The sequence below is a fragment of the Anaerostipes sp. 494a genome (assembly GCF_001940315.1).
In the GTDB taxonomy this organism is placed as follows: Bacteria; Bacillota; Clostridia; order Lachnospirales; family Lachnospiraceae; genus Anaerostipes; species Anaerostipes faecalis.
The window spans coordinates 40,171-58,629 of sequence record NZ_MJIF01000001.1; the positions used below are offsets into that span (position 1 = coordinate 40,171).

At 36.9% G+C, this 18,459-nt stretch carries 22 protein-coding genes, 1 other RNA gene and 1 pseudogene; 21 read left to right on the forward strand and 3 right to left on the reverse strand.

Going from position 1 to position 18,459, the window contains the following annotated elements; all coding sequences use genetic code 11:
- Window positions 1–76 precede the first annotated feature (76 nt).
- The 5 genes from ssrA to BHF70_RS00220 all read left to right on the forward strand — a co-directional run bounded on the left by ssrA (window position 77) and on the right by BHF70_RS00220 (window position 3,535).
- Window positions 77–421, forward strand: a transfer-messenger RNA (tmRNA) gene (gene ssrA / locus BHF70_RS00200).
- A 131-nt stretch (window positions 422–552) separates the two neighbouring features.
- Window positions 553–1,059, forward strand: a complete 507-nt coding sequence (locus BHF70_RS00205) for a MerR family transcriptional regulator (protein ID WP_242946273.1) — start codon at window positions 553–555, stop codon at window positions 1,057–1,059.
- 143 nt (window positions 1,060–1,202) lie between these two features.
- Entirely contained in the window at window positions 1,203–1,802 is a 600-nt protein-coding gene (locus tag BHF70_RS00210) for a hypothetical protein (RefSeq protein WP_242946274.1), read from the forward strand.
- Between the two features lie 253 nt (window positions 1,803–2,055).
- Window positions 2,056–2,595: a histidine phosphatase family protein gene (locus BHF70_RS00215; protein ID WP_075758373.1), complete on the forward strand. Its 540-nt coding sequence runs from the start codon at window positions 2,056–2,058 to the stop codon at window positions 2,593–2,595.
- A gap of 58 nt (window positions 2,596–2,653) precedes the next feature.
- Entirely contained in the window at window positions 2,654–3,535 is an 882-nt protein-coding gene (locus BHF70_RS00220; RefSeq protein ID WP_075758374.1) for an LD-carboxypeptidase, read from the forward strand.
- 297 nt (window positions 3,536–3,832) lie between these two features.
- Here BHF70_RS00220 and BHF70_RS00225 read toward each other — a convergent pair whose 3' ends face one another.
- The 3 genes from BHF70_RS00225 to BHF70_RS00235 are packed head-to-tail and all read right to left on the reverse strand — an operon-like array spanning window position 3,833 to window position 5,721.
- Window positions 3,833–4,498 (reverse strand): ABC-2 transporter permease, encoded by a 666-nt coding sequence (locus tag BHF70_RS00225; RefSeq protein ID WP_075758375.1) that lies wholly within the window; start codon window positions 4,496–4,498, stop codon window positions 3,833–3,835.
- Window positions 4,495–5,346: an ABC transporter ATP-binding protein gene (locus BHF70_RS00230; protein WP_075758376.1), complete on the reverse strand. Its 852-nt coding sequence runs from the start codon at window positions 5,344–5,346 to the stop codon at window positions 4,495–4,497. The genes BHF70_RS00225 and BHF70_RS00230 overlap by 4 nt, the downstream gene beginning before the upstream one ends.
- 3 nt (window positions 5,347–5,349) lie before the next feature.
- Complete coding sequence (locus BHF70_RS00235) at window positions 5,350–5,721, reverse strand: GntR family transcriptional regulator (RefSeq protein WP_075758377.1); 372 nt, start codon at window positions 5,719–5,721, stop codon at window positions 5,350–5,352.
- Between the two features lie 129 nt (window positions 5,722–5,850).
- Here BHF70_RS00235 and BHF70_RS00240 point away from each other — a divergent pair, with 129 nt between their 5' ends.
- From BHF70_RS00240 to dapF, 16 genes and pseudogenes are all read left to right on the forward strand, one after another.
- A complete protein-coding gene (locus BHF70_RS00240; RefSeq protein WP_075758378.1) occupies window positions 5,851–6,627 on the forward strand; it encodes an HAD-IIB family hydrolase in 777 nt (258 codons plus the stop codon).
- Between the two features lie 90 nt (window positions 6,628–6,717).
- Window positions 6,718–7,233, forward strand: coding sequence for a ribosome maturation factor RimM (rimM, locus tag BHF70_RS00245; RefSeq protein WP_075758379.1), 516 nt, complete (start codon window positions 6,718–6,720; stop codon window positions 7,231–7,233).
- Window positions 7,226–7,942, forward strand: a complete 717-nt coding sequence (trmD, locus tag BHF70_RS00250) for a tRNA (guanosine(37)-N1)-methyltransferase TrmD (protein ID WP_075758380.1) — start codon at window positions 7,226–7,228, stop codon at window positions 7,940–7,942. Before rimM ends, trmD begins: the two co-directional genes overlap by 8 nt.
- Window positions 7,932–8,774, forward strand: coding sequence for an HAD family hydrolase (locus tag BHF70_RS00255; RefSeq protein WP_230973711.1), 843 nt, complete (start codon window positions 7,932–7,934; stop codon window positions 8,772–8,774). Before trmD ends, BHF70_RS00255 begins: the two co-directional genes overlap by 11 nt.
- A gap of 122 nt (window positions 8,775–8,896) precedes the next feature.
- Window positions 8,897–9,244, forward strand: a complete 348-nt coding sequence (rplS, locus tag BHF70_RS00260; RefSeq protein WP_075758381.1) for a 50S ribosomal protein L19 — start codon at window positions 8,897–8,899, stop codon at window positions 9,242–9,244.
- 72 nt (window positions 9,245–9,316) lie between these two features.
- Entirely contained in the window at window positions 9,317–9,871 is a 555-nt protein-coding gene (gene lepB / locus BHF70_RS00265) for a signal peptidase I (protein WP_075758382.1), read from the forward strand.
- A gap of 18 nt (window positions 9,872–9,889) precedes the next feature.
- Window positions 9,890–10,738: a ribosome biogenesis GTPase YlqF gene (gene ylqF, locus BHF70_RS00270; protein ID WP_075758383.1), complete on the forward strand. Its 849-nt coding sequence runs from the start codon at window positions 9,890–9,892 to the stop codon at window positions 10,736–10,738.
- 8 nt (window positions 10,739–10,746) lie between these two features.
- Entirely contained in the window at window positions 10,747–11,307 is a 561-nt protein-coding gene (gene lepB / locus BHF70_RS00275) for a signal peptidase I (RefSeq protein WP_075758384.1), read from the forward strand.
- Between the two features lie 2 nt (window positions 11,308–11,309).
- A pseudogene (locus tag BHF70_RS00280) lies at window positions 11,310–11,965 on the forward strand (ribonuclease HII).
- Window positions 11,965–12,306 carry a YraN family protein gene (locus tag BHF70_RS00285; RefSeq protein ID WP_075758385.1) on the forward strand — a complete coding sequence of 114 codons (342 nt, stop codon included), beginning with the start codon at window positions 11,965–11,967 and terminating at the stop codon, window positions 12,304–12,306. The pseudogene BHF70_RS00280 and the gene BHF70_RS00285 overlap by 1 nt, the downstream one beginning before the upstream one ends.
- Window positions 12,296–13,114, forward strand: coding sequence for a peptidoglycan editing factor PgeF (pgeF, locus tag BHF70_RS00290; RefSeq protein ID WP_075758386.1), 819 nt, complete (start codon window positions 12,296–12,298; stop codon window positions 13,112–13,114). The genes BHF70_RS00285 and pgeF overlap by 11 nt, the downstream gene beginning before the upstream one ends.
- Before the next feature lie 71 nt (window positions 13,115–13,185).
- The gene (gene der, locus BHF70_RS00295) at window positions 13,186–14,508 is read left to right on the forward strand and encodes a ribosome biogenesis GTPase Der (protein WP_075758387.1); all 1,323 of its coding nucleotides are present in this window, start codon (window positions 13,186–13,188) and stop codon (window positions 14,506–14,508) included.
- Window positions 14,508–15,131 carry a glycerol-3-phosphate 1-O-acyltransferase PlsY gene (plsY, locus tag BHF70_RS00300; protein WP_075758388.1) on the forward strand — a complete coding sequence of 208 codons (624 nt, stop codon included), beginning with the start codon at window positions 14,508–14,510 and terminating at the stop codon, window positions 15,129–15,131. The genes der and plsY overlap by 1 nt, the downstream gene beginning before the upstream one ends.
- Before the next feature lie 9 nt (window positions 15,132–15,140).
- Complete coding sequence (locus BHF70_RS00305) at window positions 15,141–16,160, forward strand: NAD(P)H-dependent glycerol-3-phosphate dehydrogenase (RefSeq protein ID WP_075758389.1); 1,020 nt, start codon at window positions 15,141–15,143, stop codon at window positions 16,158–16,160.
- Between the two features lie 25 nt (window positions 16,161–16,185).
- Window positions 16,186–17,454 carry an aminotransferase class I/II-fold pyridoxal phosphate-dependent enzyme gene (locus BHF70_RS00310; RefSeq protein WP_075758390.1) on the forward strand — a complete coding sequence of 423 codons (1,269 nt, stop codon included), beginning with the start codon at window positions 16,186–16,188 and terminating at the stop codon, window positions 17,452–17,454.
- 166 nt (window positions 17,455–17,620) lie between these two features.
- Window positions 17,621–18,457: a diaminopimelate epimerase gene (dapF, locus tag BHF70_RS00315; protein ID WP_075758391.1), complete on the forward strand. Its 837-nt coding sequence runs from the start codon at window positions 17,621–17,623 to the stop codon at window positions 18,455–18,457.
- Window positions 18,458–18,459: the final 2 nt, after the last annotated feature.

Below are 18,459 nucleotides of genomic sequence, written 5' to 3' on the forward strand. Positions count from 1 at the left end.
AGTTTATTCAAGATATATAATAAGAACCCGAGACTGGATATAAAAATTCAGTCTCGGTAAAAGTTTCTTTATTTCTGGGCCAGTACTGGTTTCGACAGGGATCTAGAAGCTTGAGGAGCCATTGGGAGGGACCACCTTACGGTACAAACTTAAATATAAACGCAGATAATAAATTAGCGTACGCTGCCTAGTTTGCAGCAGTCAGCTCCGGATCACCTACAGTCTGTGAGTCCTGGCTTCAAATAATGTAGGACCCTCATTTGCCTAAGCTTTGCGGCAGATGAAGTATTTATGAAGCTACTAAAGCAGTGATCCTGTCTGTCGGAGCACTGTGGAGGGAATGTAAAAAGACAGACTGTAATGGGAGAGCCTCATGTGGAAAGGTTTTTGGACGCGGGTTCGATTCCCGCCTGGTCCATTATCAGACTCACGTTTTTACGTGGGTCTTTTATTTTTTGTGTTTTTCTTGTACGGCAACAAAAAAGAAAAATGTGTTATAATAACTCTAATGTAACATTAGAGTTATTATGGAGAAAGTGTAAAGAAAATTATATGAGTGATATGGGTGAAAAAAAGCTGAAATATATCGGGATTGGTGAAATGGCGAAGTTGAACCGTACAACAGTTCCAACGCTTAGACTATATGATTCAATGGGGCTGTTAAAGCCATGCTATGTAGATGAGAAGACTCATTACAGGTATTATGATATCAAACAGAATGCACGACTGGATATGATTCAGTACATGAAAGAACTGGGTATGGAACTGAAAGAGATTAAAGAAGTGCTGGATCAGAAAGATATTGATCAGATTGAAAAAATACTGCAATGGAAGAAAGTGCAGACAATACAGCAGCAGAAGGAGTTGCAGTATAAGATGGAAGCAATCAATCGTACCATGTCTAATATTAAAAGATATAAGAAATCTCCTAAAAGCGGAACAATCACGTTGGAATATATACCGGAACGGATTATTTATGCCATGGATGTGGATATGAATTTCTATGATTACATTCAAGACTCGCTCGCGAGTCTTGGCGCGGAATTCGGGTCTGCATAGCAGACATACTTCCAATCCGAATTCCTGCGCATCCTCGCGGAGCGTATATCAGATGGGGGATTGAAACCCGCCACTGATACATAATTGTTGCTCACCGCCTACAGAGGCGGGAGTCATCCCTCATCTGATATACACTAAGATATTTGTATGAGACAGGATGTCAGATAGTCGGTGCCATTGACAGCAATCCGGCAATCGTGGGAATGGATGTTGGTGATTATGCGGGACTTGGCATAAAAACAGGTATTCTGATCAGTGACAATGCGGATGAATTTGAGAAGCAGATTGCACACCCAGAGGAGATAGAGCCTTCTTATGTATGGAATTCCAATGAAGCACTTGCATCTAAGATGGGATGGACGATTAAGAGTCAGACCCAGAAGTGTATACCGTACTTCCATGATACAGATCTTTTCTCATCTACAATGAATGCAACGATTCCAAAAGGAAACTGTATTGGTATGTCTGCTGTTGTGACAACAGAAACATTCCAGGGTCCTGTAATCGAGACAAGCTGTATTGGTAAAGTTTACGGACCAGAAGATGGGGATATGTGTGACTGGAAAATCACAGGTGAACCGGATACAGAGTTTCATGTTGTAAAACCTGCAACAGTTGAGCACACCTGTGCTACGATTGTAAATAGAATTCCATCCGTACTTCGTGCACCTGCAGGATTGGTTACGATGGATCAGCTGGATGAAATCGAGTATCCAACTTCTCCAATGGAATTTTATCTGTAAACAACAAGATAAAAGATAGAAAAACTATGTTTAACATTAAGACATAAACTTAGAAGAGTCTGTTCATATATAAATGAGCAGATTCTTTTTATTATTTTATAGAAAGACTTTATTCTTTCATTAGGAAAGAGCCGGACAGTAAATACTTGAAAAAAAGGTTTAAATGCGCTATCTTTAATCAAAGAATGAGTTTAAGCATTTTTTAATGATGAATAAAGACAATTCAAAGGTATTAATTTATTAGGAGATTTACATGGGACATTTGTATTTTGTACGACACGGTCAGACTGTGTGGAATGTGGAAAATAAGATCTGTGGAGCAACAGATATTGCTCTGACAGAGTTTGGTCATCAGCAGGCCATAGAGACAGGAAAGAAAATCTTAAAGGAGGGAATTACAGCGGATGAGATTTTGTATTCTCCTCTGGTTCGGGCAGCAGATACTGCAAAGCATATTTCTGAGATTACAGGAATACCGGCACATATGGAACCAAGGCTGATCGAGCAGAACTTTGGAAAATGGGAGTCTACCCCAAGAGATGGTGAAGATTTCAAAAAGGCCAAAGAGTTTTTTGCCTGCAGTCATGAAGGTGGTGAATCTACTTTGCGTCTGGCACAGAGAATATACAATCTGCTGGATGATATCAAGGCGGAATCTGACGAAAAAACTTATATTCTGGTGGCTCATAATGGTATTGCACGTGTAGTACAGTCTTATTTTACTGATATGACAAATGAAGAGTATGCAGCTTTTGGAGTAAAGAACTGTGCTATTGTAAGATATGATTTTTAGGAGAGTATGAAAAACAAGGATTTCATATTCAGATAGTTTCATAGATATAAGAAAGCAGGTGAGATCTATTAATAGAGAAAATAAGAGAAATACGACACTTGTTGCATGCTCCAACGGTTTATCAGTGGAAAAAACATTAGAAATACAATTATTAAGAGATACATTAAAAAAACTTGATATTTGCACAAAAACCAGTAAGTATATTTTTGAAAAACAGCAGGGGATTAGTGGAACAGGAAAAGAAAAAGCGGAAAATCTGATGGAATTCTTTTGTGATAAAAAGATAGAAGATATTTTTGATATTTCTGGTGGAGATTTGGCAAATGAGCTTCTGCCGTATCTGGATTTTGAAAAAATTAAGGACAGCAAAGCAACTTTTTGGGGATATAGTGATCTGACAACAATTATTAATGCAATTTATACTAAAACTGGAAAAGAATCTGTTTTATATCAGATAAGAAATTTGATATATGATTATGGAAAGAAGCAAAAGGAAGAATTTTCACAAAGTTTTTTGTATAATAAATCGGATCTGTTTTCAGTGAGAGGGCAGTTTGTTCAAGGGGAAAAAATGCAGGGGATTTTAGTGGGTGGCAATATTCGCTGTTTTCTTAAATTAGCAGGAACGGAATTTTTTCCGGATATGAAAGATAAAGTATTGCTGCTGGAAGCAAGAAGCGGCAAGGTTCCGCAGATGATTACCTATCTTAGCCATCTGAAGATGCTAGGAGTATTTGAAAAAATAAGCGGACTGGTTCTCGGTACATTTACACAAATGGAACAGGAAAAATGTAAGCCTGATATGATAAAAATCGTTTTAGATTATGTAAAGGAAAGTACACCGGTTTTTAAAACAGATCAGATTGGTCATGGAACAGATTCCAAAGCGGTAGTCATTGGCCGGGAAGTATTGATTAGCAGAAACCTGTTTTTACAATAATATAACGAAAATCATAAAAGAACTATAAATTCATATGATATATTAAAGACAACAAAAGAGTACTAGAAAAGAGGGATATATATGAATCATAGTTTAGGTGACACAGAGTTTGATGAAGAATACTATGGAAATACAATTAAGGTGCTTTCTATAGTTACAATGTTTTTAGTTGTAATATTTTTTTCTATGATGTAGATGAAGCAGAATAATAAAAAACTTCTTTCCAGAAAAATGTTTTTTCTGGAAAGAAGTTTTTTATTTCAACAGGAAAGGTTTTAATACACACCAGGATAACTTTTATAATTCTTTATGATTCATAATATGTGTACTGATTATGGCTGAGATGCACAAAACAGCAGCAGATACAAGGAAAAGAATCATAATTAAAGCAGGAAACATCAAGGAAGAAAATGAGTTGATGAATTGATTAAATGAAGCGTTTAATTCTTCTTTTGATGAAACAGATGAAATAACAAATGAAGAGGCAAAAACCAATCCGAAAAAAATCATCAATGCAACCCTGGCACGTTCATTTCCAAATTTTAAGTGTACAGGAATGAAAATGGATAATATCAAAAGTAGCAGAATGTATAAGATAATATGAGATAGCCAGAATTCTGTTATATTTAGCAAAGAGTTTCTTTGAAGTGATAAAGCAAAATATAAAGTTGTGAAAACCAGCCAGATCAGGAAGGAGAATCCTGCTCCCAATATATATTTTTCCTGGATATATATTTTTCTGCTGACAGGTAAAGTGAATAAAAATGAAAAACCATGGTCAAGGTCATCATAACTGATAGTAGAAAGCGCCAGGAATCCGCTGATAAAAGTGAAATATCCCACAGCAAAGGAAGGCCCTTCACCAGGTGAAAATGAAAATATTATAGCAATAATAGCTAAAATATATAAGAAACTTTTCTGATTCTTCAATAATTTTATATCTTTGATTAATAAGCCTTTCATAATTCTTCACCTCGTATCATAATCATCATTAATTCGTCAATGGTTCCATTCTCGATGATAATATCCGGATAATTGTCCAGATAATACTGTTTTTCGTTTGTCAGGCAGCAATAACCAAAAGCTTCTTTTTGTATTTTTAGTATATATTGCTGATCTATCTGATGCAGTTTTTCTTTAGAAACTTTTAAAACAGCATATTCACTTAACAATTTATCGGTGTCTTCATGAAAAATAATATTACCTTCATGAATCATATAGAGATCATCACAAAGTCCCTCCAGATCAGAGGATATATGAGAGCTGATAAGAATCCCGTTTTCTTCATTCTCTTCCATAAAGACACGAAGAAGATTCAGTATTTCATCACGGGCGATGACATCCAGCCCCGCCGTTGGTTCATCTAATATCAGTAAAGATGCATGATGGGACAAGGCTATGATGACTTTTAGTTTAGCTTTCATTCCAGTAGAAAAATCTTTGATTTTCTTTTTTAATGGAAGAGAAAAATGAGAGCACTCTGTTAGAAAGAAGTCTTTATCGAATCTGCTGTACAGGTTACTTAAAATAGGAATTAAATCATAAATTGATAAATAATTACTGAACCCGGAATCAGATAATACTACTCCCAGCTGCTCCCGGTCTTTTGCGGAAAAATCATCAATATTTTTCCCTAATATAGAAATAGATCCGCTATCAATGGGAATAAGTCCCAGGGAAGCTTTAAATGATGTTGTTTTTCCAGAACCATTTTGTCCGATCAATCCTGTAATATATCCAGGTTTAACCTGGAGTGTGCAATCTAGATGGAATTTTGAATAATTTTTATTTACATGATTCATTTTTAACATATCTTAATCCTCCAAAATGAGATAAAACAAATCTGTTAATTCTTCTTTTGTTAATCCGTATCGTTTTCCTTTTTGGATGGCCATTTCCAAATCATTTTCAATTTCTTTTCGTTGTTCCTCCAGTAATAATTCTTTGTTTGTAGCAGCCACATAGGTACCTTTTCCATGAACGGTTACAGTAAAACCTTCCTGTTCCAGATGGTCATAGGCCTTTTTGACAGTTAGAGCACTGATTTTTAATTCCTTTGACAAAGAACGAACGGAAGGAAGCGCATCATTTTCTATCAGTTCACCGTTTCGGATCATGGCTTTGATTTGATCCATGATCTGCTCGTAAATTGGAACCATGGAAGATCCGTTGATTATCAGTTTCATATTACTCCTCCTTGTATTAACAGTATATAACAGTGAATAACTGTTGTCAACTGTTATATACTGTTTGTGAAGAAAAAGTTGATTATGAGAAAATTCTAAGTTATATTATTGAGAGAAGGTGGTGAAAAAATGGAGAAAAAATATTTCTTTTTTGATATTGATGGGACATTGGCAGTAGGAGAGCCTGGAAAGGGGTATATTCCTGAATCTGCCAAAATAGCGTTGAATCAGCTGAAAGAACAGGGACATTTTCTGGCATTGGCAACTGGGAGAAGCCAGGCTATGGCGGAAGGATATCTGAAAGAATTTGGTTTTGAAAATATGGTACATGATGGTGGAAATGGAATTACCATTAATCATAAAATCATAGATATTAAGCCGTTGGATTATGATAAGTGTATTCGTCTGATTGACGAATGTGAAGAAAAAGGATTTGTGTGGGCTTTTCAGCCGGATAATACAACCAGGAGACTGGCACCGGATGATAGATTTTATGAATTGACCAGAGATGTATATATGGATACGGTTGTAGAAAAAGATCTGAATCCAAGAGATTATGATAAAATTTTCAAGGTTTATGTTGTATGTAATGAAGGAGAAGAAGAAAAACTGGAAAATTTAAAAGGTTTGCCATGGTTTAGATTTCACAAAGAATATTTTTTTGTTGAACCTGGTAATAAGTCTGTTGGAATAAAAGCTGTGATGGACTATTTCGGTGCTGATTACAAAAATGTTGTAGTATTTGGAGATAATAGGAATGATTTGAGCATGTTCAGAGATGAATGGATCAGTATTGCCATGGGAAATGCGGTGGATGAACTAAAGGAAAAGGCTTCATACATTACCACCAATGCATGGGAAGATGGAATCTACAATGCATGCAGACATTTTGGATGGATTGAATAAAATGATTTTTTCAGAAAAACTTGAGTTTTATTCCTGCTTTTTATATTATGGAATGAGAATTGAAAATTAAGTGGAAGGAGACAGTACACAATGGAGGAATTTTTACAGGTTGGCGCTATTTCCAATACACATGGGATTGCCGGGGAAGTGAAAGTTTTCCCAATGACAGACGATATCAGACGTTTTAAAAAATTGAAGGAAGTGTATCTTGATACAGGAAAAGAGCGTATTCTGCTGCATGTGGTTTCCTGTAAGTTTATGAAAAATCAGCCGATTCTTAAATTTAAAGAGTTTGATAATATTAACCAGGTGGAAATGTATAAACGCTGTGGTTTATTTGTCACAAGGGATCAGGCGGTACCTTTGGGAAAAGATGAATATTTTATAGTTGATCTGATCGGTCTTACAGTGATTCGTGAAGATAACGGAGAGGTTCTTGGAGAATTGACAGATGTTCTTCAGACAGGAGCTAATGATGTCTATGTAGTTACTATGGAAGACGGAAAAGAAGTGCTTTTGCCGGTAATCCGAGAGTGTGTAAAAAAGGTTGATCTTGATAACGGACAGGTAACTGTCAATGTGATGAAAGGATTGCTGGATGAATAGATTTCATATTTTAACATTATTTCCTGATATGGTAAGAGATGGATTGAATACCAGTATTATTGGAAGAGCGATAGAGTCAGGATGTCTGGATATCCATGCAGTAAATATCAGAGATTATTCAACTAATAAACATATGAAAGTTGATGATTATCCTTATGGAGGAGGAGCAGGCCTTGTAATGCAGCCTGAGCCTATATACCGTGCATATGAAGATCTGGTAAAGCATATGGAAAAGAGACCGAGAGTTATCTATATGACGCCTCAGGGGACGGTTTTTAATCAAAATATGGCAAAGGAACTGGCAAAGGAAGAGGAACTTGTTTTTCTGTGCGGACATTATGAAGGCATCGATGAGAGAGTTTTGGAAGAAATTGTAACAGATTACGTTTCTATCGGAGATTATGTTCTTACAGGAGGAGAACTTCCTGCCATGGTAATGATAGATGCTATTTCCAGACTGGTACCAGGTGTTTTGAATAATGATGATTCTGCCGGTGAGGAATCCTTTGAAAATGGATTGCTGGAATATCCTCAGTATACAAGACCTCCTGTTTTTTTGGATAAGGAGGTTCCGGATGTATTATTGTCCGGTCATCATGAGAATATTCGAAAATGGCGTCTAGAACAGTCAATAAAGCGTACAAAAGAAAGAAGGCCTGATTTGTGGGAAGCATATCAGAAGGAAACAGGAGAAAAAATTGAAACATAGAATAAAGCTGGTTGCAGCAGATATGGATGGCACTTTATTAAATGGGGATCGTGTCATAACAAAACATACCAGAGAAGTGATAGAAGAAGTATTGGATCAGGGAGTACATTTTGTAGCAGCTACAGGAAGAGCCGTAAATGCTCTTCCAGAAGAATTATCATCAATGGGAAAAATTCGTTACGGAATTTTTAGTAATGGAGCCACAATTTATGATATTAGAGAAAAAAAGGTTCTTTATAAAAATCATTTTTCGTCGGAAAGGGTTTTGGAACTGATAAAATATCTTAGACAGTTTGATCTGATGATCAGTGTAAGTCAGAATGGACAATCCTATGGGGAAAGAAAAGCCATGGAGAATCTGGATTATTATCAATTAGATGATAATACAAGGGCTATTGTAAAGGGGTCCAGAAAAATAGTAGAAAATGTGGAAGATTTTATAGAAGAGCATAAAGATACCGTAGAGAAAATGACTTTGATTTTTCGAACAATGGAAGAGAGAGCAAAAGTTTGGGAGGATTTGAAAAGGTTTTCCGATATACAGTATTCAAGTTCATTGCCTAAGAATCTTGAAATTTCTCCAAAAGGATGTAATAAAGGAGATGGATTGAAGCATCTGGCACAGATACTGGGTATAAAGCAGCAGGAAACAATGGCTTTTGGTGATGCAGATAATGATATGGAAATGCTTGAAGAGGCTGGATTATCTGTGGTTATGGAAAATGGCCTGGATTCTGTAAAAAAAATAGCAGATTATATTACCGATACAAATAATCATGATGGTGTGGCAAAAGCCATGGAGAAGTTTATTCTTGAAAAAAATTCTGAGTAGTTTAAAAAAAATCTTGCCATAGACATAAAAATATGCTAAGATATTCGAGTTGTTATAAATAGGATGGTCCTCTGTTACAAAAGGTATTAAGAACATCTAAATCAGTTCAAGGAGGAACAACAATGAACGCACAGGATATTATTAAGAGCATCGAAGATGCACAGTTAAAAGAAGTAGCTGAATTCAGAACAGGAGATACTGTAAGAGTTCATGCAAAAGTAAAAGAAGGAAACCGTGAAAGAATTCAGGTATTTGAAGGAACTGTTATTAAAAGACAGAACGGTGGAGCTCGTGAAACATTCACAGTCAGAAAACAGGCTAGTGGTGTAGGAGTTGAAAAAACTTGGCCAGTTCACTCTCCAATCATCGAAAAGATTGAAGTTGTAAGACGTGGTAAAGTAAGACGTGCTAAATTATACTACTTACGTGACCGTGTAGGTAAAGCTGCAAAAGTTAAAGAAAGAGTATAATCAAAACAGATTACAGGGAAGAGGGATAGGCGTATAGCTTATCCCTGTTTTGTTTCATAGGAGTATGATGATATGAGGAATGGATATACCGTAACTTATCAGATGCGAAAACAGCAGCGTCAGAGAAGGGAAAAAATTATTCAGTATATACTGAAATTTGTAACAGCTGTATTTTTTGCTTTCATTATTGTTCGTTTTATATGTTTTAGTTACACGATTCAAGGGGATTCTATGGCACCGACTTTTGAGAAAGGTGAAAAGCATTTGGTAAATAGAATCATCTATCAAGTGAAAAAGCCAAGCCGATATGATATAATCGTATTTAGATTGGATGATGAGAAGAATAAGAGTTATTATGTGAAACGTGTTGTTGGATTGCCGGGAGAAACAGTGGAAGTAAAGGATGGAAGAATTTATATCAATGGAAAAAGGACTCAGGCATTTTCAAAAGAAAAAATTCTTTCACCAGGACTTGCTTCTGATAAAATCACATTAAAGAAAAATCAGTACTTTGTAATAGGTGATAATTATAATAATAGTGAGGATTCTCGCAGTGCAAGTATTGGAAATGTTAAAAGGGAAAATATTATTGGCAAAGTAAGCTTTAAATACTGGCCATGGGGATAAGTAAAAGGAGAAAGAAACATGGATTTTCAATGGTATCCTGGTCATATGACCAAAGCAAAGCGTATGATGCAGGAAAATATGAAATTAATCGATATTATGATTGAACTGGTAGATGCACGAATTCCTTTGAGCAGTCGAAATCCAGATATTGATCAGCTGGCGGCCAATAAGTTTCGCCTGATTTTGTTAAATAAATCAGATATGGCAGATGAAAAAGTTACAGCTATGTGGGAAGATTATTTCAAATCAAAAGGATTTTTTGTGGCAAAAACCAATTCCAAGGCTGGGAAAGGTGTGAAAGCTACACAATCTATTATAATGGATGCCTGCAAGGAAAAACTTGAAAGAGATCGAAAAAGAGGAATAAAAAACAGACCGATTCGTGCCATGATCGCAGGAATTCCTAATGTCGGGAAATCAACATTTATTAACAGCCTTGTTGGAAAAGCCTGTACAAAGACAGGAAATAAGCCAGGAGTAACCAAGGGAAAACAATGGATAAAGTTAAATAAGAATATTGAACTTCTTGACACCCCTGGAATATTATGGCCTAAATTTGAAGATCAGACAGTGGGTCTTCGTCTGGCATTGATTGGCTCTATACGTGATGAAATTCTGAATCAGGATGAAATGGCACTGGAGCTGATTGAATTTCTTACAATGAATTATGAGGGTATTCTGAATCAGCGCTATCAGGTTGATGAAACAATGGATAGAGTAAAGATTTTAGAAGCAATTGCTCTAAACCGTAACTGCAAGTTAAAAGGAGATGAGCTGGATTATACTAAGGCAGCCAATATTCTGCTGGAAGAGTTCAGAAATGGTAAGTTAGGAAAAATATCACTGGAGATCCCGGAAGAGGAGTAAGGTTTAATATGTCATTTCGCGTCAGAAGACGAAAAAACCGAGACAGAAGAGAGTTGTTTCTCTGGCTGGTTACATTTGCTATGGCGGCAATAGTTGCTGCAGGAGTCATCATTTTTGTCGGTGAGCGTACAAAAATAACAGGAAGCTCCATGGAGCCCGTGCTGTCAGATGGTGATCAGGTTATACTGGATAAACTGACCTATCGTTTCAAAGCTCCGGAAAGGTTTGATATTGTTGTATTTCCGGGACCGGGAGATCAGAAAAGATTATTTGTAAAACGTATTATCGGGTTACCAGGAGAGATAATCAGAATCGCTAACGGTGTTGTGTATATTAATGATAGAGAAATTTCATGGGATTATGCGAAAGATTACTATACTCATCAGGGTACTATGACTAAAACAGTGAAACTGGGAAAAGATGAGTATTTTGTTCTGGGAGATAATCGGGAAAACAGTCTGGACAGCCGTTATAAGGAAGTTGGATCGGTTCGCCGGGATGAAATAATCGGCAGAGTTATTTTCAGAATATATCCGTGGAAACAGGCAGGAAGGATTCAGAAGGAATAAAAATGACAAAAAAAGAAGAAAGAGAAGCAAGAAAAGCTGAAAAATTAAAGCAGGAAAAAGAAAGAATGTATCAAATGTTCTCTTATGAAAGAGAACATGGTGATTGTTCATATATATGTGGAATCGATGAGGTTGGAAGAGGACCTTTTGCCGGTCCGGTTGTGGCAGCAGCAGTGATTCTTCCAAAGGACTGTGATATTTTGTATTTAAATGATTCTAAAAAGCTTTCTGAGAAAAAAGAGAAATGCTTTATGATGAAATAAATGAAAAGGCAGTTGCAGTTGGTATCGGCATGGCATCAGAAAAAGTGATTGATGATATAAACATTCTGCAGGCTACATATCAGGCAATGCGCTCTGCAATTTCAAGTTTGACTGTACAGCCTGATCTTTTGTTAAATGATGCGGTAACAATACCTGAAGTTGATATTCCTCAGATTCCGATTATCAAAGGTGATGCACAAAGTGCATCCATTGCTGCAGCCAGTATTGTTGCAAAAGTAACCAGGGATCGTATGATGAAAGAATATGACGATGTATATCCAGGCTATGATTTTGCAAAAAATAAAGGATATGGAACAAAGGCGCATATTCAGGGTATTAAAGAGCATGGAATCTGTGATATTCATCGAAAAACCTTTGTAAAGAAGTATATATAATGAATCAGAGGAAAAAGGGAATGGCAGCTGAAAAAGTTGCAGCAGAATTTTTGAAACTGCAGGGATATGTGATTCTGGAACAGAATTATGGAATTCGTACCGGAGAAATTGATATTATAGCAATGGATTCAGAGGTGCTGGTCTTTGTAGAAGTGAAATATCGGAAAGATTCCTGTTATGGATATCCCGGGGAGTCAGTTGACCAAAAGAAACAGGCTAAAATAAGAAAAACAGCTATGGTTTATATGAAGCAGCATTCTATTTCATTTGATAAAGCCATACGTTTTGATGTAGTTGAAATATTAGGAAAGAAAATAAGAGTGATAAAACATGCATTTTAAGAAGTCAAATCAAAATCATTCTACGGTGCTTCACCAGGGTGAAGTGCCATATATTACTTTTAAAAAATTAGATAAAGCGGGAGTTACACATGGATTTTCTACCAGAATTGGAGGAGTCAGTAAAGGTATTTTTTCATCTCTGAATTTAAGCTATACCAGAGGAGATGACAAAAATGCAGTAGATGAGAATTTCCGCAGAATTGGAAAAGCTATTGGGTTTGATTCCCAAAAACTGGTTTTTTCAAATCAGATCCATGAAACAAGCATTCATAAAGTTACAGAAGAAGATTGTGGTAAAGTAATGACACATATGGATGGACTGGTGACAAATATAAAAGGAATTCCAATGTATACCAGTTATGCAGATTGTGTTCCGTTATTTTTTTACGATCCGATCAAAGAAGTGGCAGCAATGGCACATTCCGGATGGCGGGGGACTGTCGGAAGGATCGGGGCTAAAATGGTAAGCGTCATGGAAAAAGATTATGGATGTGAGAGAAAAGATATTATTGCAGCAGTTGGACCGTCCATTTGTCAGGACTGTTATGAAATCAGTGAGGATGTTGCAATAGAATTTAAAAAGGAATTTAAGGAATGCCCATGGGAAGATTATCTGATAGATAAAGGAAATGGGAAATACCAGCTGGATTTATGGAAAGTAAATGAAATCATTTTACTTGAGGCAGGGATTTTAAAAGAACATCTGGATGTGACAGATATTTGTACCTGCTGTAATTCTGAATTATTATTTTCTCATAGAGCCAGTCATGGAAAAAGAGGTAATTTAGGAGCATTTATCGTATTGTAATTAAAAGGATATTATTTTATACTATACATGAATATCTGTTTTTTATGAATATTAAGAGAGGAATATAGATTATGAGTAAACCAATTGTAGCTATTGTGGGAAGACCAAACGTTGGTAAATCTACATTGTTTAATGCATTGGCGGGAGAAGATATTTCTATTGTTAAGGATACTCCTGGAGTAACAAGAGACAGAATTTATGCGGATATTTCCTGGCTGGATTATCAGTTTACAATGATTGATACAGGAGGAATTGAACCGGATACAGGAGATTTGCTGTTGTCTCGTATGAGGGATCAGGCGGAGATTGCCATTGAAACAGCAGATGTGATTATTTTTCTGACTGATGTGAGACAGGGTCTGGTGGATGCAGATTATCAGGTCGCAGATATGCTGCGTCGTTCACAGAAACCAGTGGTGCTTGCAGTAAACAAGGTTGATAACTATGAAAAATTTATCATGGATACCTATGAGTTTTATAACCTTGGTTTAGGAACACCGTTTCCGGTTTCTGCAAATTCCAAGATTGGTTTTGGAGATTTGTTAGATGAGGTTATCGCCAACTGTGATCCTGAGAGCCTTAAGGAAGAGGATGATGAACGTCCGAAAATAGCGATTATCGGAAAGCCAAATGCAGGAAAATCTTCTATGATCAATAAGATGCTGGGAGAAGAAAGACTGATTGTTTCTGATATTGCAGGGACTACCCGAGATGCTATCGACACGGTAATCCGCAGGGGAGATAAGGAATATGTGTTTATTGATACTGCAGGTCTGAGAAGAAAAAGCCGTATCAAGGAAGATCTTGAGCGATATAGTGTCATTCGTACGGTTGCAGCGGTAGAACGCTGTGATGTTGCGATTCTTGTAATTGATGCAGAAGAAGGAATTACAGAGCAGGATGCGAAGATTGCAGGAATAGCCCATGAACGAGGAAAAGGAATGATCATTGCGGTAAATAAATGGGATTTAATTGAAAAAGATGATAAAACAATATATAAATATACAAACAAAGTAAGAGAAGTGCTTGCATATATGTCTTATGCGGAGTTGGTATTTGTATCGGCAAAAACAGGACAAAGATTCAATAAGATTTTTGATTTGCTGGATGTTGTAATTGAAAATCATGCACTTCGTGTGCAGACCGGTGTATTAAATGAAATTCTTGCAGAGGCAGTGGCAATGAAACAGCCTCCATCTGATAAAGGAAAACGTCTGAAACTTTATTATATGACGCAGGTTTCTGTAAAACCTCCGACATTTGTGGTATTTATCAATGATAGACAGCTGATGCATTTTTCATATACAAGATATCTGGAAAATCAGATTCGAAATACATTCGGTTTCCGTGGAACTCCAATCCATATTATTGCCAGGGAAAGGAAGGAAAGATAATGATAGTTTGTATGGCAGTATGTATGTTAATAGGATATTTGTTTGGATGTATCCAGACAGGATATATTGTTGGAAAAGTTAATAAAATAGATATTCGTGATTACGGAAGTGGAAATTCCGGAACAACAAACGCTTTAAGAACACTTGGCAAGAGAGCAGCAATCGTGACATTTTTAGGTGATGCGGCGAAGGGACTGGTTGCAGTGAATCTTGCCAGATACATAATCATTCCGGCATTTGGAGTTGACGGACAGGCGGCATTGTGGCTTTTGACTGGATTCGCGGTAGTGCTTGGTCATAACTTCCCATTTTATCTTGGATTTAAAGGAGGTAAGGGAATTGCAACTACCGGAGGTGTTATCTTTGCATTCCACTGGCAGTTAGGACTTTTATGTGCACTTGTTTTCCTTGTTGTGACGATTATTACCAAATATGTATCACTTGGATCCATATGTATGGTATTGATTATCCCGTTTATTCTGTATTTTAATAGCCCACATGATACAGCACTTGTAGTTGTGGGATGCATTTTTACTATTATGGCAATTTGGAGACATCGTGCGAATATTGACAGATTAATTCATGGAACTGAAAATAAATTAGGTCAAAAGGTTGATCGTTAGGAGGAATAAATGAAAAAAGTTAGTGTTATTGGTGCAGGAAGCTGGGGAACTGCCCTTGCTGTACTATTGGCAAACAACGGACATGAAGTAATGCTGTGGTCAGTAGATTCTCATGAGATTGAAATGCTGACAACAAAAAGAGAGCAAGAAGATAAGCTTCCAGGAGTCATACTGCCTGAAAATATTACAGTGGAAGCAGATCTTGAAACCAGTCTGAAAGATAAAGATATTGTCGTAATGGCAGTTCCATCACCGGTTGTTCGTACGATGGCAAAACAGATGGCATCTTTTATTGAAGACGGACAGGTTATTGTGAATGTGGCAAAAGGAATCGAAGATGTCACATATATGACATTATCTGAAATCATCGAAGAAGAAATTCCAAATGCCGAAGTCTGTGTGCTTTCGGGACCAAGTCATGCAGAAGAAGTTGGAAAAGGAATTCCGACAACAGTTGTAGTATCATCCAGAAAAAAAGAAATTGCAGAAATGCTTCAGGATACCTTTATGAGTGAAGTGTTCCGTGTGTATACCAATCCGGATATAATAGGAATTGAATTGGGAGGGGCATTAAAGAATGTTATCGCTCTGGCAGCCGGAACCACAGATGGTCTTGGATATGGTGATAATACGAAGGCAGCATTAATGACAAGAGGAATTGCTGAACTTTCACGCCTGGGAGTTGCTCTTGGAGGAAAACCTGAGACTTTCTCAGGACTGACAGGAGTAGGTGATCTGATCGTAACCTGTACCAGTGTCCACAGCCGTAACCGAAAAGCTGGATATTTGATCGGAAAAGGAATGACAGCTGATGAGGCAATGAAAGAGGTTAAAATGGTAGTTGAGGGTGTATATTCAGCAAAAGCTGCTCTTGGACTGGCTAAAAAATGCGGAGTATCTGTGCCGATTGTTGAAGCTGTGAATCGGGTATTGTTTGAAAATGCAGATCCAAAAGAAGAAGTAACCAACTTACTGGTTCGCGAACCTAAAAAGGAATATAATAGTTTGGAATGGGATAAGACAGAATAGATTATAGGAAGGAAGAAAAAGACAAATGGAATCATTTACGCAAAAAACAAAAGAAGAACTTCAGGTATTAAAAGAAGAAGTTGATAAGAAATATCAGGAATTTAAGGACATGAACCTTTCCTTGGATATGTCCAGAGGAAAACCTGCACCAAGTCAGGTTGATTGTTCCAATGGAATGTTAAAAGAAATGACAGATTTCCACACAGAAGCTGGGATGGACGTACGAAACTATGGTGTGCTGGATGGAATTCCTGAAATGAAAAGACTTTTCAGTGAATTACTTGATATTCCGGCAGATCAGCTGATTATTGGTGGAAATGCCAGCTTAAATCTGATGTTTGATGCAATGATGCGTCTTTTTGTATTTGGTACCATGGGTGAAAAACCTTGGGGACAGCTGGATAAAGTAAAATTCCTTTGTCCGGCACCAGGATATGACAGACATTTTACCATTTGTGAAACCCTCGGAATGGAAATGATTCCGGTTACTATGACAAATGATGGTCCTGATATGGATCAGGTAGAAAAACTTGTAGCAGAAGATGATTCTATTAAAGGAATCTGGTGTGTACCAAAATTCTCTAATCCACAGGGTATCTGTTACAGTGATGAAACAGTAGATCGTCTGGCTTCCATGAAGACAGCTGCAAAAGATTTTAAAATATTCTGGGACAATGCATATGGTGTGCATCCGATATTTGAAGATGTAAAAGTAAAGAATATTTTAGATGCGTGTGAAGAGGCAGGAACAAAGAACCGTCCTTATTATTTCTTCTCAACTTCCAAAATTTCTTTCCCTGGGGCAGGTGTTTCTCTGGTTGCAGCCAGTGATGAAAATATTGCTGAAATTAAAAAAATCATGGGCGCACAGACTATTGGATTTGATAAAATCAATCAGCTTCGCCATGTACAGTTCTTTAAAGATGCTCAGGGACTTCGCAATCATATGCAGATTCTTGCAGATTGTATGAAACCTAAATTTGAAACAGTGTTAAATACTTTGGAAAAAGAGCTGGCAGGAAGTGGTCTGATCACATGGGAAAATCCGAAAGGCGGATACTTTGTTTCTGTTGATGTTCTTCCAGGATGTGCAAAAGAAGTTGTACGTCTTGCCAAAGAAGCAGGTGTTGTTCTGACAGGAGCGGGGGCAACTTATCCATATAAAAACGATCCAATGGACAGTAATTTAAGAATTGCTCCAACCTATCCTACAGTTGAAGAACTCCAGCAGGCAATGGATTTATTCTGTGTCTGTGTAAAGAAGGCTGGAATTGAAAAACTGTTAGAAGCATAATATATACAAATTGCGAAAAAGAAAACTGCGTTTTCAGGTAATCTGAAAGCGCAGTTTTTTCTCTGTGGAATAAAATAGTGCTTGTTATGAATGAGAACAAGAATTGGTAGACTTTAATAATGCCCTTGTGATAGAATAATAAAAAAGTGAAAAAAGGAGTGATTACATGAAATTTACAAAAATGCACGGTTGTGGAAATGACTACGTATATGTAAACTGTTTTGAAGAAACCATAGATGACCCGAACAAGGTGGCAAAATTTGTTAGTGACCGTCATTTTGGAATTGGTTCTGACGGAATGATATGTATTTGTCCATCAGATAAAGCTGATTTTAGGATGGCCATGTATAACTCTGATGGATCAGAAGGTGCCATGTGTGGCAATGGAGTGCGCTGTATTGCCAAATATGTTTATGATTATGGATTGACAGATAAAACAACAATTACCATTGAAACCAAAGGTGGAATTAAAGAATTAGATCTTACGGTGGAAGATGGAAAGGTGACATGGGTTAAAGTTGATATGGAGGCACCTATTACAGACGCTGCTAAAATACCGGCAATTTATGATGATCTGGATGAAATCATTGATCAGCCTGTGATTGTAGATGGAAAAGAATACAATATTACCTGTGTTTCTATGGGAAATCCTCACGGAGTTGTATTCGTAGATTCTGTAGATAATCTAGATCTTGAAAAAATCGGGCCAAAGTTTGAAAATCATCCGATGTTCCCTGACAGAGTCAATACAGAGTTTATTGAAGTGGTGGATGAAAATACCATTAAAATGCGCGTGTGGGAACGTGGAGCAGGAGAGACTCTGGCATGTGGTACAGGAGCATGTGCCAGTGCATATGCATCTTATCTGAATCACAAGACAGGAAAGAAAGTTCTGGTGCATTTATTAGGTGGAGATCTTCAGATAGAATATGATGAAGATAAAAACACTATTTTTATGACAGGACCAGCAACTAAGGTATTTGACGGGGAGATTGAACTTTAATT

Bases quoted from the DNA above. Each gene is read 5' to 3' on its own strand.
- BHF70_RS00205 (WP_242946273.1), top strand. From the start codon at position 553: ATGAGTGATATGGGTGAAAAAAAGCTGAAATATATCGGGATTGGTGAA.
- BHF70_RS00215 (WP_075758373.1), top strand. From the start codon at position 2,056: ATGGGACATTTGTATTTTGTACGACACGGTCAGACTGTGTGGAATGTG.
- BHF70_RS00225 (WP_075758375.1), bottom strand. From the start codon at position 4,498: ATGAAAGGCTTATTAATCAAAGATATAAAATTATTGAAGAATCAGAAA.
- BHF70_RS00230 (WP_075758376.1), bottom strand. From the start codon at position 5,346: ATGTTAAAAATGAATCATGTAAATAAAAATTATTCAAAATTCCATCTA.
- BHF70_RS00235 (WP_075758377.1), bottom strand. From the start codon at position 5,721: ATGAAACTGATAATCAACGGATCTTCCATGGTTCCAATTTACGAGCAG.
- BHF70_RS00240 (WP_075758378.1), top strand. From the start codon at position 5,851: ATGGAGAAAAAATATTTCTTTTTTGATATTGATGGGACATTGGCAGTA.
- rimM (WP_075758379.1), top strand. From the start codon at position 6,718: ATGGAGGAATTTTTACAGGTTGGCGCTATTTCCAATACACATGGGATT.
- trmD (WP_075758380.1), top strand. From the start codon at position 7,226: ATGAATAGATTTCATATTTTAACATTATTTCCTGATATGGTAAGAGAT.
- rplS (WP_075758381.1), top strand. From the start codon at position 8,897: ATGAACGCACAGGATATTATTAAGAGCATCGAAGATGCACAGTTAAAA.
- lepB (WP_075758382.1), top strand. From the start codon at position 9,317: ATGAGGAATGGATATACCGTAACTTATCAGATGCGAAAACAGCAGCGT.
- ylqF (WP_075758383.1), top strand. From the start codon at position 9,890: ATGGATTTTCAATGGTATCCTGGTCATATGACCAAAGCAAAGCGTATG.
- lepB (WP_075758384.1), top strand. From the start codon at position 10,747: ATGTCATTTCGCGTCAGAAGACGAAAAAACCGAGACAGAAGAGAGTTG.
- BHF70_RS00285 (WP_075758385.1), top strand. From the start codon at position 11,965: ATGAATCAGAGGAAAAAGGGAATGGCAGCTGAAAAAGTTGCAGCAGAA.
- pgeF (WP_075758386.1), top strand. From the start codon at position 12,296: ATGCATTTTAAGAAGTCAAATCAAAATCATTCTACGGTGCTTCACCAG.
- der (WP_075758387.1), top strand. From the start codon at position 13,186: ATGAGTAAACCAATTGTAGCTATTGTGGGAAGACCAAACGTTGGTAAA.
- plsY (WP_075758388.1), top strand. From the start codon at position 14,508: ATGATAGTTTGTATGGCAGTATGTATGTTAATAGGATATTTGTTTGGA.
- BHF70_RS00305 (WP_075758389.1), top strand. From the start codon at position 15,141: ATGAAAAAAGTTAGTGTTATTGGTGCAGGAAGCTGGGGAACTGCCCTT.
- BHF70_RS00310 (WP_075758390.1), top strand. From the start codon at position 16,186: ATGGAATCATTTACGCAAAAAACAAAAGAAGAACTTCAGGTATTAAAA.
- dapF (WP_075758391.1), top strand. From the start codon at position 17,621: ATGAAATTTACAAAAATGCACGGTTGTGGAAATGACTACGTATATGTA.